Origin of the sequence: Reyranella sp., assembly GCF_965279625.1 — a bacterium.
GTDB lineage: Bacteria > Pseudomonadota > Alphaproteobacteria > Reyranellales > Reyranellaceae > Reyranella.
In genome coordinates this window covers 3736288-3751709 of the sequence record NZ_OZ257251.1, presented here as the reverse complement: position 1 = coordinate 3751709, position 15422 = coordinate 3736288, and the positions used below count along the sequence as shown (strand labels likewise).

At 67.2% G+C, this 15422-nt stretch carries 18 protein-coding genes; 10 read left to right on the top strand and 8 right to left on the bottom strand.

The annotated features are described in order from the left end of the window. Window positions 1-3: 3 nt before the first annotated feature. Window positions 4-1047: a WD40 repeat domain-containing protein gene (locus tag ACQY78_RS18160; RefSeq protein WP_428677330.1), complete on the top strand. Its 1044-nt coding sequence runs from the start codon at window positions 4-6 to the stop codon at window positions 1045-1047. Between the two features lies 1 nt (window position 1048). On the opposite strand, the gene ACQY78_RS18155 is transcribed toward ACQY78_RS18160, so the two are convergent. Both ACQY78_RS18155 and ACQY78_RS18150 read right to left on the bottom strand, forming a co-directional pair. Further along, a complete protein-coding gene (locus tag ACQY78_RS18155) occupies window positions 1049-2086 on the bottom strand; it encodes a Bcr/CflA family efflux MFS transporter (RefSeq protein WP_428677329.1) in 1038 nt (345 codons plus the stop codon). After that, a complete protein-coding gene (locus ACQY78_RS18150; RefSeq protein WP_428677327.1) occupies window positions 2083-2253 on the bottom strand; it encodes a hypothetical protein in 171 nt (56 codons plus the stop codon). The genes ACQY78_RS18155 and ACQY78_RS18150 overlap by 4 nt, the downstream gene beginning before the upstream one ends. 53 nt (window positions 2254-2306) lie before the next feature. On the opposite strand from ACQY78_RS18150, the gene ACQY78_RS18145 reads away from it, so the two are divergent. The 4 genes from ACQY78_RS18145 to ACQY78_RS18130 are packed head-to-tail and all read left to right on the top strand — an operon-like array spanning window position 2307 to window position 5875. Next, window positions 2307-3095: a HesA/MoeB/ThiF family protein gene (locus ACQY78_RS18145; protein WP_428677325.1), complete on the top strand. Its 789-nt coding sequence runs from the start codon at window positions 2307-2309 to the stop codon at window positions 3093-3095. Next, the gene (locus ACQY78_RS18140) at window positions 3092-3493 is read left to right on the top strand and encodes a DsrE family protein (RefSeq protein WP_428677323.1); all 402 of its coding nucleotides are present in this window, start codon (window positions 3092-3094) and stop codon (window positions 3491-3493) included. The genes ACQY78_RS18145 and ACQY78_RS18140 overlap by 4 nt, the downstream gene beginning before the upstream one ends. A 16-nt stretch (window positions 3494-3509) precedes the next feature. Next, a complete protein-coding gene (locus tag ACQY78_RS18135; RefSeq protein WP_428677321.1) occupies window positions 3510-4487 on the top strand; it encodes an adenosine kinase in 978 nt (325 codons plus the stop codon). Then, window positions 4484-5875 (top strand): AmpG family muropeptide MFS transporter, encoded by a 1392-nt coding sequence (locus ACQY78_RS18130; protein ID WP_428677319.1) that lies wholly within the window; start codon window positions 4484-4486, stop codon window positions 5873-5875. Before ACQY78_RS18135 ends, ACQY78_RS18130 begins: the two co-directional genes overlap by 4 nt. A 188-nt stretch (window positions 5876-6063) precedes the next feature. Here ACQY78_RS18130 and phoB read toward each other — a convergent pair whose 3' ends face one another. Genes phoB through pstS form a run of 6 tightly spaced genes read right to left on the bottom strand, consistent with a single transcriptional unit; the run spans window position 6064 to window position 11378 of the window. Next, a complete protein-coding gene (phoB, locus tag ACQY78_RS18125) occupies window positions 6064-6756 on the bottom strand; it encodes a phosphate regulon transcriptional regulator PhoB (RefSeq protein ID WP_428686429.1) in 693 nt (230 codons plus the stop codon). A gap of 47 nt (window positions 6757-6803) precedes the next feature. Then, on the bottom strand, window positions 6804-7529 hold the full coding sequence (gene phoU, locus ACQY78_RS18120; RefSeq protein WP_428677317.1) for a phosphate signaling complex protein PhoU: 726 nt from the start codon (window positions 7527-7529) through the stop codon (window positions 6804-6806). 32 nt (window positions 7530-7561) lie between these two features. Next, window positions 7562-8386 (bottom strand): phosphate ABC transporter ATP-binding protein PstB, encoded by an 825-nt coding sequence (gene pstB, locus ACQY78_RS18115; protein WP_428686427.1) that lies wholly within the window; start codon window positions 8384-8386, stop codon window positions 7562-7564. A gap of 5 nt (window positions 8387-8391) precedes the next feature. Beyond that, entirely contained in the window at window positions 8392-9264 is an 873-nt protein-coding gene (pstA, locus tag ACQY78_RS18110; RefSeq protein WP_428677315.1) for a phosphate ABC transporter permease PstA, read from the bottom strand. 4 nt (window positions 9265-9268) lie between these two features. Further along, window positions 9269-10285: a phosphate ABC transporter permease subunit PstC gene (pstC, locus tag ACQY78_RS18105; RefSeq protein WP_428677313.1), complete on the bottom strand. Its 1017-nt coding sequence runs from the start codon at window positions 10283-10285 to the stop codon at window positions 9269-9271. Between the two features lie 49 nt (window positions 10286-10334). Further along, on the bottom strand, window positions 10335-11378 hold the full coding sequence (gene pstS / locus ACQY78_RS18100; protein WP_428677311.1) for a phosphate ABC transporter substrate-binding protein PstS: 1044 nt from the start codon (window positions 11376-11378) through the stop codon (window positions 10335-10337). Window positions 11379-11636: 258 nt separating this feature from the next. Here pstS and phnG point away from each other — a divergent pair, with 258 nt between their 5' ends. Genes phnG through phnK form a run of 5 tightly spaced genes read left to right on the top strand, consistent with a single transcriptional unit; the run spans window position 11637 to window position 15419 of the window. Continuing rightward, a complete protein-coding gene (gene phnG / locus ACQY78_RS18095) occupies window positions 11637-12095 on the top strand; it encodes a phosphonate C-P lyase system protein PhnG (RefSeq protein ID WP_428677309.1) in 459 nt (152 codons plus the stop codon). After that, window positions 12092-12682, top strand: a complete 591-nt coding sequence (phnH, locus tag ACQY78_RS18090) for a phosphonate C-P lyase system protein PhnH (protein ID WP_428677308.1) — start codon at window positions 12092-12094, stop codon at window positions 12680-12682. The genes phnG and phnH overlap by 4 nt, the downstream gene beginning before the upstream one ends. 2 nt (window positions 12683-12684) lie before the next feature. Next, complete coding sequence (locus tag ACQY78_RS18085; RefSeq protein WP_428677306.1) at window positions 12685-13788, top strand: carbon-phosphorus lyase complex subunit PhnI; 1104 nt, start codon at window positions 12685-12687, stop codon at window positions 13786-13788. Between the two features lie 3 nt (window positions 13789-13791). Beyond that, window positions 13792-14649, top strand: coding sequence for an alpha-D-ribose 1-methylphosphonate 5-phosphate C-P-lyase PhnJ (locus ACQY78_RS18080; protein ID WP_428677305.1), 858 nt, complete (start codon window positions 13792-13794; stop codon window positions 14647-14649). After that, a complete protein-coding gene (gene phnK, locus ACQY78_RS18075; protein ID WP_428677304.1) occupies window positions 14646-15419 on the top strand; it encodes a phosphonate C-P lyase system protein PhnK in 774 nt (257 codons plus the stop codon). The genes ACQY78_RS18080 and phnK overlap by 4 nt, the downstream gene beginning before the upstream one ends. Window positions 15420-15422: the final 3 nt, after the last annotated feature.

The window sequence follows — 15422 nt, the reverse complement described above, 5'->3', positions numbered from 1 at the left end:
ACCGTGAAGATCGATCTCGCCAACCCGGCCTGGCAGCAGACGCTGCCGCCGGCCCGCTCCCTCGCCACCGACGCTCCGGTGGCAGCCTGCGCCTTCAACCGCGACGGCACGACCGTCGCCTTCGCACTGGGCGACGGCCAGGTCCGCCTCCTGCCCACCGACGTCACAGCGGCCGCGCCCGACGCGGCGGACCCGCTGCACAAGGGCGTCGTGCTCTCGCTGGTCGGCGATCCGGCCGGCGACGGTTTCGTGAGCGGCGGCGACGATGGCCGCGTGCTGCGCATCGCCGGCGACGGCACGGCCACCGAACTGCTGGCGCAGAAGGGCAAGTGGTTCGAGCATCTCGTCGCCCACAAGACGGGCGCGGTCGCCGCCTCGGCGGGCAAGAGCATGTTCCTGTTCCGCGATGGCGAGGTCCGCGAATTCGGCCCGCATCCGAGCACGGTGGCCGGACTCGATTTCAGCAAGGACGGCAGCCGGGTGGCCTGCGCGCATTACGGCGGCATCACCGTGTGGAGCCTGAGCAAGGACGTCGCCCTGCCGCCGCGCCGCTTCGCCTGGCAGGGCAGCCACGTGGCGCTGCGCTGGAGCACCGACGGCAAGTTCATCGCCACCGGCACACAGGAGAACGACATCCATGTCTGGCGCGTGGCGCAGGCCACCGACATGCGCATGCAGGGCTATCCCGCCAAGGTGAGGTCGCTGTCGTGGACCGCCGACGCGCGCTTCCTCTACACCTCCTCGCAGCCGGTCTTCACCGCCTGGCCGTTCGCCGGCAAGGGACCGGAAGGCAAGCCGCCGCTGCAGTTCGGCGACGAGGGCGCCGGCCTCATGACCGTGGTCGCGGCGCACCCGGCGGCAGAGTTCGTGGCCGGCGGCTACGATTCGGGCGAGCTGCAGCTCGGCGACATCCGGACAAAACGCTCGGTCGTGCTGAAGATGGCCGATGGCTCCGCCATCACCTGCCTCGCCTGGTCACCCGACGGCTTCAGGCTGGCCGTCGGCAACGACCGTGGCGACCTGCAGACGATCGATTTGCGTCGCTGATCTACCCGCGCCGCACCAGTGTGCGGTGGGAAATGAGACAGAGGATGCCCGCGACGCCCATCGCGGTCGTCATCGGCGCGATGGTGCCATCGAAGGTCTGCCCGACGATCGCGCCGAAGATCGCGCCGGCCCCGAACGTCATGACGCCCATCAGCGACGACGCCGTGCCGGCCATGTGCGGGTAGTGCTGCATCGCCATCGCGGTCGAATTGGGCGCAATCAGGCTCAGTGTTGCGATCTGGAAGACGAAGCAGACCAGAAAGGGCCACAGGCCGATCGTGCCGTACCGTGCCTCGATCCAGCCCATGACCATCGCCGCCGCACCGGACACGGCCGGAACGATCACCGCGAAGCGCAGGATCCGCCCGGCTCCCAGCCGGCGCACGAACCGCGCATTGAACAGACTGCCGATGGTCATGAAGACCACCATGCCGCCGAACACCACGCCGTAGAAGCGGGGCGAAATCCCGTAGCGCTCGATGAAGACGAACGGCGATCCCGAGATGTACGAGAACAGGGCGGCGAACATGAAGGACGAGGTCAAGGCGTAGCCGATGAAGGTGCGCGTGGTCAGCAGCTCGCCGAACCGCTTCAGGATCTGGGTGAAGACCAGCGGCTGGCGATACTCCGGCTTCAGCGTCTCCGGCAGCTGGAACCACGCGACGACGAAGGCAATCACACCGGCGGAGGCCAGCACCCAGAAGATGGCGCGCCAACCCGCAAACCACATCACCTGGCCCCCGATCACGGGCGCCAGCATCGGCGCGATGGAGGTGCAGGCCATCATGAGCGACATGGCGCGCGCGGCGTGATCCTTTTCAGCAAGGTCGCGCACCATCGTGCGCGCCAGGACGACGCCGCCGCAGGCGGCGAGGCCCTGCAGGAAACGCAGGGTGATGAGATGGCCTGCCGCCGCCGCAAACGCACAACCGATACTCGTCAGCACATAGACCACCAGGCCGATGAGGATGACCGGGCGACGGCCGAACCGGTCGCCCGCGGGGCCATAGAAGACCTGCCCCACGCCGAAGGCGATCATGAAGGCCGACAGGTGAGCTGGATGTCGCCGGGTGAGGATTGGAGGTCGACCGCGATCACCGGCAGGGCCGGCAGGTACATGTCGATCGAAAGCGGGGTGAAGGCCGACAACAACGCGAGCACCGCCAAGAGGAGCGGCGACAGGGTCGGACGAGTTGTGGTGTTCATTGCGCGGTGGCTCTACAGGCATCCATGGCATCTCGCCATGCTATAAGCGGACCATGACATCGCTGCCTGACCTGTCAGAAACGCAGATCCGCCGTTACGCGCGACATATCGTGCTGGCGGAGATCGGCGGCATCGGCCAGTCGCGGCTGATTGCCGCGAAAGTACTGGTCGTCGGCGCCGGCGGTCTCGGCGCACCCCTCCTGCAGTATCTCGCCGCGGCCGGTATCGGCACGCTGGGTGTGATCGACCACGACACGGTCGATCTCTCCAACCTGCAGCGGCAGGTGATTCACCGCACATCCGACATCGGCCTTTCCAAGGTCGAAAGCGCACGCCGCGCGCTGGCGGAGATCAATCCCGAAGTCAGCGTGCAAGCCCATGACGAGCGCCTCACGGCGGATAATGCCGGGCGCATCATCGCCGGTTACGACATCGTGGCCGACGGCAGCGACAACTTCGCGACCCGCTATCTGCTGAACGACGTCTGCTACGGGCTGCGCAAGACGCTGGTCTCGGCGGCGATCCTGCGCTTCGACGGCCAGATCTCGACTTACAAGGCGTGGCAGGGCGCAGGGCATCCCTGCCTGCGCTGCCTCTTTCCCGAGCCTCCCTCGGAAGACGCCGTGCCGAGTTGTGCGCAGGCCGGCGTACTGGGAGCCCTGGCTGGCACGCTGGGCACCCTGCAGGCCACCGAAGTGGTGAAGGAGATCCTGGGCGTCGGACGTTCGCTCTCCGGGTCGCTGCTGCTCTACGACGCGCTCAACGCCTCCTTCGAGACGCTGGCGGTCACCAAGCGGATCGATTGCCCGACCTGCGGCGACGTCTCGGGGGCGCACGCATGAGCGACGCCCTGAATGCAGGGGGCGTCTCCGTCATCCTGCGCTCCGACGACTACGAAAGCGTCCACTACGGATTGGCGCTGGCAGCGGCGGCGCTGGCCGTCAACAAGCCGGCCGTCCTGTTCTTCACCATGGGGGGCATCCGCGCCCTGCAGGGTTCGCCCCCCGCGCTCCGCGACTGGGATCGCGACGCCGGCAACCGCGCGCGCGGCGTCGGCGACTTCGAGACTCTGCTGCAAGCCTGCGTCGAGCTTGGCGCGCGCCTGATCGTATGCGAAATGGGCCTGCGGTCGCTCGACATCGATCGTGCGAGCCTGCGCGCCGACGTCGCCTTCACGGTGGCCGGTATCGTCACCTTGCTGGAAGAGACCAAGCCGGGCATGCACCTGGTTTCACTGTGATTCTGTGGGAGACATCATGACATCCGCTACCTTCGACGTGCTGGGAATCGGCAACGCCATCGTCGACGTCATCTCGCGGTCCGACGAGGCCTTCCTCGGCAAGCACGGTCTGGTGAAGGGCAGCATGATGCTGATCGACGAGGAGCGCGCCGAGCAGCTCTACGCCGGCATGGGCCCCGGTGTCGAAGTGTCCGGCGGCTCGTGCGGCAACACGATGGCCGGTATCGCCTCGTTCGGCGGCAAGGGCGCCTATATCGGCAAGGTGCGCAACGACCAGCTCGGCGGCGTGTTCGGCCACGATCTCAAGGCGACGGGTGTCTCGTTCGAGACGCCGGCCGCGACAGACGGTCCGGCGACGGCACGCTGCCTGATCCTGGTGACGCCCGACGCCCAGCGGACGATGAACACCTATCTCGGCGCCTGCACCGGTCTCGGCCCGGCCGACATCGATGCCAAGCTCGTCGCCTCGGCGCAGGTCACCTATGTCGAGGGCTATCTGTGGGACGCGCCGGCCGCCAAGCAGGCGGTGCTCAAGGCCTTCGACGCCGCCCGCGCCGCCGGCCGCAAGGTCTCGATCACACTGTCGGATTCCTTCTGCGTCCATCGCTATCGCGACGAGTTCCGCGACCTGATCCGCAACAAGGTCGACATCCTGTTCGGCAACGAGGCCGAGATCAAAGCGCTCTACGAGGTCGAGACCTTCGAGCAGGCGCTCGCCGAAGTCCGCAAGGAAGCCAAGATCGCCGCCCTCACGCGCAGCGAGAAGGGCTCGGTCGTGGTCAAGGGCGATGAAACCTACGAGGTCCCGGCGGCCCCCGTCGCCAAGGTCGTCGACACCACCGGCGCCGGCGATCTCTACGCCGCGGGCTTCCTGTTCGGCTTCACCCACGGCAAGCCGCTGGCCGAGTGCGCGCGGCTGGGCGGCATCGCCGCGGCCGAGGTGATTTCCCATGTCGGCGCCCGGCCCGAGCAGGCGCTGAAGGGCCTGATTTGAGCGCTGGCGCTCCGGCGAAGGGATGGCGGGAGTCGCTTGCGACCTACCGCCATCCCCGCGTCATCCAGTTCCTGTTTCTCGGCTTCTCGGCCGGGCTGCCCTTCCTGCTGGTCTTTTCGACGCTGTCGGCGTGGCTGCGCGAGTACGGGATCAGCCGTACCGCCATCGGCTTCATCAGCTGGATCGGCATCACCTACTCCTTCAAGTTCGTGTGGTCGCCGGTCGTCGATCGCGTGCCACTGCCGCTGCTGACCCGATGGCTGGGGCGACGCCGATCCTGGATGCTGCTGGCGCAGAGCGGGATCGCGGGCGGGCTGCTCGCCATGGCGTTCTGCGACCCGCGCACCGACCTGTGGTGGATGGTCGTGTTCGCGCTGGTCGTCGCGTTCTCGTCGGCCACACAGGACATCGCCCTCGATGCCTGCCGCATCGAAGCGACGGATGCGAGCCTGCAGGGGGCAACCGCGGCGACCTACCAGCTCGGCTACCGCATCGCCGTCCTCGCCGCCGGCGCGGGCGCCCTCTACATGGCCCAGTTCGTCTCCTGGACGGCGGCCTACCAGACGATGGCGGCGCTCGGCTTCGTCGGCATCCTCACGACCCTCCTGATCTCGGAGCCCGAGCGACGCGCGACCGCCGGGACGAGCGAGCTCGAAGGCAAGGTCGCCGCCTTCGCCGCGGGTCTCGGGACCATGCCCGGCTGGGTGCGCAAGGCACTGATCTTCGTCTATGGCGCGATCGTCTGCCCGTTCGTCGACTTCTTCGCGCGCTTCCGCTGGATGGCCGTCCTGCTGCTGCTGTTCATCGGCCTGTTCAGGCTGTCGGACATCGCCATGGGCGTCATGGCCAACCCGTTCTACATCGACATGGGTTTCAGCAAGGACCAGATCGCCGACGTCTCCAAGATCTTTGGCTTCGTGATGACGATCCTGGGCGCGCTGCTGGGCGGGGCGCTGGTGTTCCGCATGGGTGCGGCGCGACTTCTGGCGCCGGCGGTATTCCTGATCGCGGCGAGCAATCTCACCTTCTCGTGGCTCGCCTGGGTGGGCGAACCTGATCTGCTGATTCTCACCATCGCGATCAGCGTCGACAATCTGGTGGGCGGCATGTCCGGTTCGATCTTCATCGCCTTCCTGTCCGGACTGACCAACACGGCCTACACGGCGACGCAGTACGCGCTCTTCACCTCGATCATGACCCTCCCCGGCAAGCTGCTCGGTGGCTCCTCCGGATGGGTCGTTGACAGGCTGCAGGAAGACTTCACCGCCACCCACAAGTTCGGCGGTTACGCGATCTTCTTCGTCTACACCGCGCTGCTCGGCCTGCCCGCGCTGGTGCTGGCGGTCATCGTGCGCCGTCACTTCGAAAAAGAAACCCCTCCTTCCTGACGGAAGGAGGGGCCAGTGGCTCGGCTGCGGTGTCGTTTCCGAGCCGGGGAACCGGCCCGTTCCAGGGGTGCGGGGCGTGGGGTGCCTGCAAGGAACGGGCAAGCTCTGTTTAAGCCCTCGACGCTACAAAACCGTTACTGGCCGTGTGGAAAACCCGGCGGCACAACCCTGCCCCCGGCCGTGCGGGATCAGCCGGGCGTCGAATCGAGGGCGTAGCCGGCGGCGCGGACCGTGCGGATCACGTCGGCATGGCTGTCGCCGTTCAGCGCGATGCGCAGGCGGCGGATATGGACGTCGACGGTACGGGCCTCGACATAGACATCCTTGCCCCACACCGAATCGAGGAGCTGCTCGCGCGAGAAGACGCGGCCGGGATGTTCCATGAAGTGACGCAACAGGCGGAACTCCGTGGGACCGAGATGCAGCGGCTTGCCGCCGCGCGTCACGCGATGCGCCACCAGATCCATGACGATGTCGGCGTAGGACAACGCCTCGTCGGCAAGCGCCGGCCGGATGCGCCGCAGCACGGCGCGAATGCGCGCGACCAGTTCGGTGGGCGAGAAGGGCTTCGGGACGTAATCGTCGGCACCGGCGTCGAGGCCGCGCACGCGGTCGCCCTCCTCCCCCCGCGCCGTCAGCATGATGATCGGAACATTAGCGGTCGACGTCTGGCGGCGCAGTTGGCGGCAGACCTCGATGCCGGACATCAGCGGCAGCATCCAGTCGAGCAGGATGAGGTCGGGCACATCCTCCTGGACCGAGCGCAGCGCCTCCTCGCCGTCATAGGCGACGGCGACCTTGAAGCCGGACTGTTCGAGATTGTAGCGCAGCAACTCGACCAGCGCCGTCTCGTCCTCGACGACCAGCACGTGCGGCCTCATCGAGGAGGTGTGCGCCTCACGCCGCGCGGGGCTGGTGGCGACCATCGTCACGGCGTCGGCCCCGTCTCGGTGCCGGTCGTGGCGTACATGGCGGCGCTGCCCTTCGGCCGGTCTTCCTCGAAGCCGTGACCGGTCGAGCGGAAGCTCACGAGTTCGGCGATGTTGGTGACATGATCGCCGGCGCGCTCGATGTTCTTGGCCATGAACATGAGATGCGTGCACCCGGTGATCGTGCGCGGATCCTCCATCATGTAGGTGAGAAGCTCGCGGAACAGGCCGGTGTAGACCTGGTCGATCTCTTCATCTCGCTCCCACACGTCGCGGGCCTTGGCGACGTCGCCGTGGGCAAAGGCATCGAGCACGTCCTTGAGGGCAGCGCGCACCAGGCGGCCCAGCCGGTCGATCCCGGCGATGGCCGAGGCCGGTGCGGTCGTCTGACTCAGCACGATGCTGCGCTTCGCCGTGTTCTTGGCATAGTCGGCGATGCGCTCGAGCGCTGCCGCGATCTTGATCGACGACAGGATGACGCGCAGGTCGACCGCCATCGGCTGGCGCAGGGCCAACAGGCGCACCGTCTGCTCCTGCACCGCCTCGTCGAGGGCATCGACGCGCGGATCCTCGACGATCACCTTCTCGGCGACCTCCGTGTCGCGCTCGCGCAGCGCCCGCAGGGCCTGGGCGAGCTGGCTCTCGGTGAGGCCGCCCATCTCGCTGATCGTGGCGCTCAGCCGCTCCAGCTCCTCGTCGAACCGCTTCAGGGTATGTTCGGGCATGGTTTGTCCCTTCTTCTCGTTCTCTTGGCCGATCAGCCGAACCGGCCGGTGATGTAGGCCTGGGTGCGCTTGTCGGTCGGGGTGGTGAAGAGCGTGGCCGTCGCGCCGAACTCGACCAGCTCGCCCAGATACATGAAGGCGGTGAAGTCGGAGACGCGCGCGGCCTGCTGCATGTTGTGGGTCACGATCACGATCGTGTAGTCCTGCTTCAGCTCGTCGATCAGTTCCTCGATCTTCGCCGTCGAGATCGGGTCGAGCGCCGAGCAGGGTTCGTCGAACAGGATGACTTCGGGCTTCACCGCCACGGTACGGGCGATGCAGAGGCGCTGCTGCTGGCCGCCCGACAGGCTGAGGCCGCTGGCGTTCAGCTTGTCCTTGACCTCGTCCCACAGCGCGCCGCGACGCAGCGCGTGCTCCACGCGCCCGTCGAGTTCCGACTTGGGCAGGTTTTCGTAAAGCCGAACGCCGAAGGCGATGTTCTCGTAGATCGTCATCGGGAACGGCGTCGGCTTCTGGAACACCATGCCGATGCGCGCGCGCAGGAGGTTGATGTCCTGGCCTTCGCGCAGGAGGTTGTCGCCGTCGAACATCACGTCGCCGGTCGCGCGCTGGCCGGGGTAGAGGTCGTACATGCGGTTCAGGATGCGCAGCAGGGTCGACTTGCCGCAGCCCGAGGGGCCGATGAACGCCGTCGCCTTGTTGGCGTAGAGCGACATGGTGATGCCCTTGAGCGCCCGGCTGTCGCCGTAGAAGAACTCTAGGTTCTTGAGCGTGATCTTGGGCGTAAGCTTCGAAACGTCGAGCTTGGCGTGGCTGGCGACGGGAACGGCGACGCTGGGCGTTTCCGTGGATTGCATGGACATCAGGATTTCCTCGCGGAGGTGAGCGAACGGGCCAGGATGCTGAGTCCCAGCACGGTGACGGTGATCAGAAGCGCACCGGTCCAGGCGAGCTTCTGCCATTCGGCGTAGGGCGACAAAGCGAACTGGAAGATGACCACCGGCAGGCTGGGCATCGGCGCATTCATGTTCATGCTGAAGAACTGGTTGTTCAGGGCGGTGAACAGCAGCGGCGCCGTCTCACCGCTGATGCGGGCAACGGCCAGCAGGGTGCCGGTGACGATGCCGGCCTGCGCCGCGCGGTAGGCGATGCGGACGATCATGTGGGCGCGCGGCAGGCCGATCGAGGCGGCCGCCTCGCGCAGCGTGTCGGGCACCAGGTTGAGCATATCCTCGGTCGTGCGCACGACGACGGGGATCACGATGACGGCCAGGGCAACGGCGCCGGCCCATCCCGAGAAGTGGCCCATCGGTGCCACGAGGATCTCGTAGACGAACAGGCCGATCACGATCGACGGCGCGCTGAGCAGGATGTCGTTGATGAAGCGTACGACGCTCGAGAGCTTGTCGTGACGGCCGTACTCCGCGAGGTAGGTACCGGCCAGGACGCCGATCGGCGTGCCGATCACCACCGCCAGCACGGTCATCACGATGCTGCCCATGATTGCGTTGAGCAGACCGCCGGCGGCGCCCGGCGGCGGCGTGTTCTCGGTGAACACCGCGAGCGAGAGCCCGCCGATGCCCTTGTAGAGCAGCACACCCAGGATCAGGACAAGCCAGCCCAGTCCGAAAACGGTTGCAGCGTACGCCAGGCTCTTGGCGATGGTGTTGCGGCGGCGGCGGCCCGCGTAGAGCGGACTGTCCATGGCGGCCGTCTTGGAGGCAGTGGTAGCCATGATCTTACTTCCCTCCCTGCCGCTGCAGGCGCATCAGCATGTAGCGGGCGATCGCCAGCACGATGAAGGTGATGAAGAAGAGGATGAGGCCGAGCGCGACCAGCGACGAGGTGTAGAGATCGCCCACCGCTTCGGTGAATTCGTTGGCGATCGAGGCAGAGATCGTCGTGCCCGGTGCGAACAGCGAGGCCGAGACGTGATGGGCGTTGCCGATCACGAAGGTGACGGCCATCGTCTCGCCCAGCGCGCGGCCGAGGCCCAGCATGAAGCCGCCGATGACGCCGACCCGCGTGAACGGCAGGACGACGTAGCGGAACACTTCCCAGGTCGTGCAGCCGACACCGTAGGCCGCTTCCTTGAGGACCGGCGGCACCGCGTCGAACACGTCGCGTGAGATCGAGGTCACGAACGGCAGCACCATGATCGCCAGGATGAGGCCGGCGGTGAACATGCCGATGCCGTACGGCGGGCCCGCGAACAGCGTCGACAGCACCGGCACGTTCTCGAACGCGCCGATGAAGAAGGGCTGCACGTACTGCTGCAGGAAAGGCGCGAAGACGAACAGGCCCCAGATGCCGTAGATGATGCTGGGGATGCCGGCCAGCAGCTCGATGGCGATACCGATCGGGCGGCGTAGCACCTTCGGGCAGAGCTCGGTCAGGAAGAAGGCGACCATCAGGCCGACCGGCACCGCGATCACCATCGCGATGAACGACGTCACCAGGGTGCCGAAGATCGGCGCCAGGGCGCCGAACCGCTCGGTCACCGGGTTCCAGGATTCGTCGAACAGGAAGCCGAAGCCGAACGTGCCGAGCGCCGGCGCAGCACCGATGACGAGGGCGATAATGACGCCGCTCAGCAGGGCGAGCACGGCGAGCGAAGCGCCGCGCGTCAGCCCGTGGAATATCGAGTCCGTCAATCTCAGGCGTCGAAGCACCGCCGCCCGCGAGGCGGATGCCGCCGCCGGCGCGCTTGCGCCCTTCAATGCAACTTCACTCACGTCGCGCTCCCCCGAAGCCATAAGCCCCCCAAGAATGAAGGGCGGGTGTCGCCACCCGCCCCGTCACCGTTTAGTTCGTCGGCGAGTACAGCGGCTTGCCGCTGGCGTCTTTGATTTCCGCCGCCCACATCTTCATGATGTCGTTGACGACGTTCTGGGGCATCGGCACGTAGTCGAGCGAGTCCGCCATGGCATCGCCCTTGGTGTAGGCCCAGGCGAAGAACTTCAGCGCCTCGGCCGACTCCGCCATCTTCTCCGGCTTCTTGTACATCAGGATCCAGGTCGCGGCCGCCATCGGCCAGGACTGGTCGCCCGGCTGGTTGGCCAGGATCACGCCGAAGCCCGGCTTGGAGTTCCAGTCGGCGCTCGCCGCGGCGGACTGCACCGTATCCGAGCCCGGGGCGACAGCCTTGCCCGCCTTGTTGATCATCTTGGTGAAGATCATCTTGTTCTCTTTGGCGTAGGCGTACTCGACATAGCCGATCGAGCCCTTGGTCTGCGCCACGTTACCGGCCACGCCTTCGTTGCCCTTGGCGCCAATGCCCACCGGCCACTGCAGCGCCGTGCTCACGCCGACCTTCGTCTTCCAGTCCGGGCTCACCTCGGCCAGGTAGTAGGCGAAATTGTAGGTCGTGCCCGATCCGTCCGAACGACGCACCGGCACGATGGCCTGCTTCGGCAGCTTGACGTTGGGGTTGAGCTTGGCGATCGCCGCATCGTCCCAGCTCTTGATCTGGCCGAGATAGATGTTTGCCAGCGTCGGCCCGTCGAGCACCAGCTCGCCCGGCTTGATGCCTTCGAGATTGACGACCGGCGTCACCGAACCCATCACCATCGGAAACTGCACAAGACCCGACTCTTCGAGATCCTTGCCCGTGAGCGGGGCGTCGGTGGCGCCGAAGGTCACGGTCTTGGCCTTGATCTGCTTGATGCCGCCGCCCGAGCCGATCGACTGGTAGTTGAGACCGTTGCCGGTCTCCTTCTTGTAGGCGTCGGCCCACTTGGCATAGACCGGGTAGGGGAAGGTGGCGCCGGCGCCGGAGATGTCGATGGCATAGGCGGCCGCCGGAGACAGCGCGAAGGCTGTCGCGAGGACGATCTTGGAAAGGTTCACGGGGGTCTCCTTCTATGAATTTCGAAGCGCCCGTCATCTAGGAGCCGTACGTCTCTCTCATATGACGGATAAATGACAATCCGGTTACAGAGGCGGCCTCTTGCACAGGATGGCGGCCGCTCGTTCGTAAATATTTGATCTAAATCAACGAGTTAGACGCTCGAGGGGCAAGGCCGCCAGCCGTCACAATAGTTTAACGCTCCGCCCTCGGAACGGTAACGCAGCCCCACGAAGGTGCGCCTCTTTCGAGAGCACCCCATGCCTTCCACCCCACTGATCGCGCGTCGTCAGCGATGGCTTTCCGTCCTCGCGAAGGCGCCTGGTGCGCGGCTCGCGTGCCTCTGGCAGGCCCTCGGGGCTGCTCCTCCCTACACTGTCCTGCGCCGCCCCGAGATCGGGCTCGTCATGGTGCAGGGCCGTATCTCGGGCACCGGCGCGCCCTTCTGTGCGGGCGAGATGACGGTGACGCGCGCCGCCGTGCGCCTCGACAGCGGCGAGATGGGCTTCGGCTACGTTCGCGGCCGCGATGCACGCCATGCCGAGATCGCCGCCGCGGTCGATGCGCTGGGGCAGCGCGCGGATTGGACCGAAAGACTCGAGGCCGAGATCGTGGCGCCGCTCGCCGATGAGGCCGAGGCGCGCCATCGCCTGATCGCCGCGCGCGCCGCCGCCACCCGGGTGGATTTCTTCACCGTCGCGCGTGAGGCCGGCGCATGAGCACGACGCTCCTCGCGCCCGGCTTCGCCGATCCGTCGCACGATGCGCAACGCCTGTTCCGCAGTGTGCTCGACGCCTTCTCCCATCCCGGCCGCATCGTCGAACTGCGCGATGCACCGGTTGGCCCGGGCACGCTCAGCCCGGCGGCCGCAGCCTTCCTGCTCACCTTCGCCGATCGCGAGACACCGCTCTGGCTCGAAGCCGGAGTCGACAAGCAGGAGGTCCGCGACTTCCTGCGCTTCCATGCCGGTGCGCCGCTCGTCCCTGCGCGCGAGGCCGCCGCCTTCGCCGTGATCATCGCCGGCGGTGGCGAACCGTTCGCAGGCTTTGCCATCGGCACCGACACCTATCCCGACCGCGCCGCCACGCTGGTGATCGAAGTGCCGGCGCTCGAGGGCGGCCGCGCCACGATCTGGCGGGGACCCGGCATCGATGGCGAGATCCAGGTCGCGATCGACGGGCTGGGCGACGGCTTCTGGCCGGCCTGGACCGCCAACTATGCCCTGTTCCCCTGCGGCGTCGATATCGTCTTCGCCTCGGGATCCCAACTCATCGCGCTGCCGCGCAGCGTCGCCGTGGAGGCCTGACCATGTATGTCGCGGTCAAGGGCGGCGAGACCGCCATCGCCCATTCGCTCGATCTCCTGGCCGACAAGCGTCGCGGCGACCGCGATGTCGCCGAGCTGTCGCTCGAACAGATCGACCAGCAGCTCGGCCTCGCCGTCGATCGCGTGATGACGGAAGGCTCCTGTTACGACCGCGGCCTGGCCGCGCTGGCGATCAAGCAGGCGCGCGGCGACCTCATCGAGGCGATCTTCCTGCTGCGCGCCTATCGCACCACCCTGCCGCGCTTCGGCGCGTCGGAGCCGCTCGATACCACCCGCATGGTGGCGGAGCGCCGCATCTCCTCGACCTTCAAGGACGTGCCGGGCGGACAGGTGCTGGGCCCGACCTACGACTACACCCACCGCCTGCTCGACTTCTCGCTGGCCGCGTCGGGCGAACGTCCCGAAGCACCGACCGCACCGGCCGATGCCAGCCACGCCCTGCCGCGCGTCGGCGACATCCTGCAGCGCGATGGCCTGCTCGAACCGCCACCGTCCCGCGATGACGGCGAAGCGCGCGACCTGACGCGCGAGCCGCTGGTGCTGCCGGCCAGCCGGCCGCTGCGCCTGCAGAACCTGGCGCGCGGCGACGAGGGCTTCCTGCTGGCGCTCGGCTATTCGACGCAGCGCGGCTACGGCAACAACCATCCCTTCGTCGGCGAGATCCGCTACGGCCACGTGCCGGTGTCGTTCGTACCGGAAGAGCTGGGTTTCGCCATCGAGATCGGCGAGATCGAAGTGACCGAGTGCGACATGGTCAACCAGTTCGCCGGCTCGCATGACGTGCCGCCGCAGTTCACGCGCGGCTATGGCCTGGCCTTCGGACATGCCGAGCGCAAGGCGATGGCGATGGCGCTGGTCGACCGCGCGCTCCGCGCCGAGGAGTTCGGCGAGGCCGCGACCTCGCCCGCCCAGGACGAGGAATTCGTGCTGGCCCACAGCGACAATGTCGAGGGCTCGGGCTTCGTGCAGCACCTGAAGCTGCCGCACTATGTCGATTTCCAGTCCGAACTGGTGGTGGTGCGCATGCTGCGCGCCGAGGTCGAGAAGCGCCGTGAGCAGGCCGGCCTCGCCCAGGCGGCGGAGTGAACCATGCCTGACACGACGATCCACGACACGCTCCCGCAGGACGGCGCCTACAACTACGCCTATCTCGACGAGCAGACCAAGCGGATGATCCGCCGCGCCATCCTCAAGGCGGTGGCGGTGCCGGGCTATCAGGTGCCGTTCGGGGCTCGCGAGATGCCGCTGCCCTATGGCTGGGGCACGGGCGGCATCCAGGTGACCGCCGCCATCATCGGCCGCGAAGACACGCTGAAGGTGATCGACCAGGGCGCCGACGACACGACCAACGCCGTCTCGATCCGCCGCTTCTTCGCCCGGGTCGCCGACGTGGCCACGACGACGCACACCGGGGAAGCCACCATCATCCAGACCCGTCATCGCGTGCCCGAGACGCCGTTGACCGACGGACAGATCCTGGTTTTCCAGGTGCCGATTCCCGAGCCGCTGCGCATGCTCGAGCCGCGCGAGACCGAGACGCGGACGCTGCATGCGTTGTCGGAGTACGGCGTCATGCAGGTGAGCCTGTATGAGAGCATCGCCGGCCACGGCCGCATCGCCAAGACCTACAACTATCCGGTGATGGTGAACGGGCGTTACATCATGAGCCCCTCCCCCATCCCGAAGTTCGACAATCCCAAGCTCGATCGCAGCCCGGCACTGCAGCTCTACGGCGCGGGCCGCGAGAAGCGCATCTATGCGGTGCCGCCGCACACGCCGGTCAAGAGTCTCGACTTCGACGATCATCCGTTCGAGATCGAGACCTGGACCGAGTGCTGCGCGCTCTGCGGCTCGACCGAGAGCTTCCTCGACGAGATGATCGTCGACGATGACGGCAAGCGCCTGTTCGTCTGCTCCGACACCGACTATTGCGAGAGCCGGCGATGAGCGCGCCGCTGCTCTCCGTGCGCGGCGTCAGCAAGCGCTTCGGCGGTCGCATCGCTTGCCGCGAGGTGAGCTTCGACCTGTGGCCCGGCGAGGTGCTGGGCATCGTGGGTGAATCGGGCTCCGGCAAGACGACGCTGCTCAATTGCCTGGCCGGCCGCCTCCAGCCCGACGGCGGCTCCGTCGTCTACGAGACGAGGTCCGCCGGCACTGTGGACGTGCACTGCCTCTCGGAGGCCCGCCGCCGGCTGCTGGCGCGAACCGAATGGGGCTTTGTGAACCAGGATGCCCGCGAAGGATTGCGCATGGGCGTCAGCGCCGGCGCCAACATCGGCGAGCGGCTGATGGCGGTGGGGGCTCGCCACTACGGCGAGATCCGCGGCCAGGCCGCCGACTGGATGGCGCGGGTCGAGATCGACGTCGACCGCCTCGACGACCGTCCCGGCACCTACTCCGGCGGCATGCGCCAGCGCCTGCAGATCGCGCGCAACCTCGTCAGCAATCCGCGGCTGGTCTTCATGGACGAGCCAACCGGCGGCCTCGACGTCTCGGTGCAGGCCCGCCTCCTCGACCTGCTGCGCGGCCTGGTCGAAGGGCTGCACCTGTCGGTCGTACTGGTGACCCACGATCTCGGCGTCGCGCGGCTACTGACGCACCGGTTGATGGTGATGCAGGGCGGCGCGGTCGTGGAGCAGGGGCTCACCGACCAGGTGCTCGACGATCCGCAGCATCCCTACACGCAGATGCTTGTTGCCTCGATCCTGCCGGTGTGACGC

Bases quoted from the DNA above. Each gene is read 5' to 3' on its own strand.
- pstC (WP_428677313.1), bottom strand. From the start codon at position 10,285: ATGGCTTCGGGGGAGCGCGACGTGAGTGAAGTTGCATTGAAGGGCGCA.
- phnK (WP_428677304.1), top strand. From the start codon at position 14,646: ATGAGCGCGCCGCTGCTCTCCGTGCGCGGCGTCAGCAAGCGCTTCGGC.
- ACQY78_RS18085 (WP_428677306.1), top strand. From the start codon at position 12,685: ATGTATGTCGCGGTCAAGGGCGGCGAGACCGCCATCGCCCATTCGCTC.
- phnG (WP_428677309.1), top strand. From the start codon at position 11,637: ATGCCTTCCACCCCACTGATCGCGCGTCGTCAGCGATGGCTTTCCGTC.
- ACQY78_RS18155 (WP_428677329.1), bottom strand. From the start codon at position 2,086: ATGATCGCCTTCGGCGTGGGGCAGGTCTTCTATGGCCCCGCGGGCGAC.
- ACQY78_RS18150 (WP_428677327.1), bottom strand. From the start codon at position 2,253: ATGAACACCACAACTCGTCCGACCCTGTCGCCGCTCCTCTTGGCGGTG.
- pstB (WP_428686427.1), bottom strand. From the start codon at position 8,386: ATGCAATCCACGGAAACGCCCAGCGTCGCCGTTCCCGTCGCCAGCCAC.
- pstA (WP_428677315.1), bottom strand. From the start codon at position 9,264: ATGGCTACCACTGCCTCCAAGACGGCCGCCATGGACAGTCCGCTCTAC.
- phoU (WP_428677317.1), bottom strand. From the start codon at position 7,529: ATGCCCGAACATACCCTGAAGCGGTTCGACGAGGAGCTGGAGCGGCTG.
- phoB (WP_428686429.1), bottom strand. From the start codon at position 6,756: ATGAGGCCGCACGTGCTGGTCGTCGAGGACGAGACGGCGCTGGTCGAG.
- phnH (WP_428677308.1), top strand. From the start codon at position 12,092: ATGAGCACGACGCTCCTCGCGCCCGGCTTCGCCGATCCGTCGCACGAT.
- ACQY78_RS18135 (WP_428677321.1), top strand. From the start codon at position 3,510: ATGACATCCGCTACCTTCGACGTGCTGGGAATCGGCAACGCCATCGTC.
- ACQY78_RS18080 (WP_428677305.1), top strand. From the start codon at position 13,792: ATGCCTGACACGACGATCCACGACACGCTCCCGCAGGACGGCGCCTAC.
- ACQY78_RS18145 (WP_428677325.1), top strand. From the start codon at position 2,307: ATGACATCGCTGCCTGACCTGTCAGAAACGCAGATCCGCCGTTACGCG.
- ACQY78_RS18140 (WP_428677323.1), top strand. From the start codon at position 3,092: ATGAGCGACGCCCTGAATGCAGGGGGCGTCTCCGTCATCCTGCGCTCC.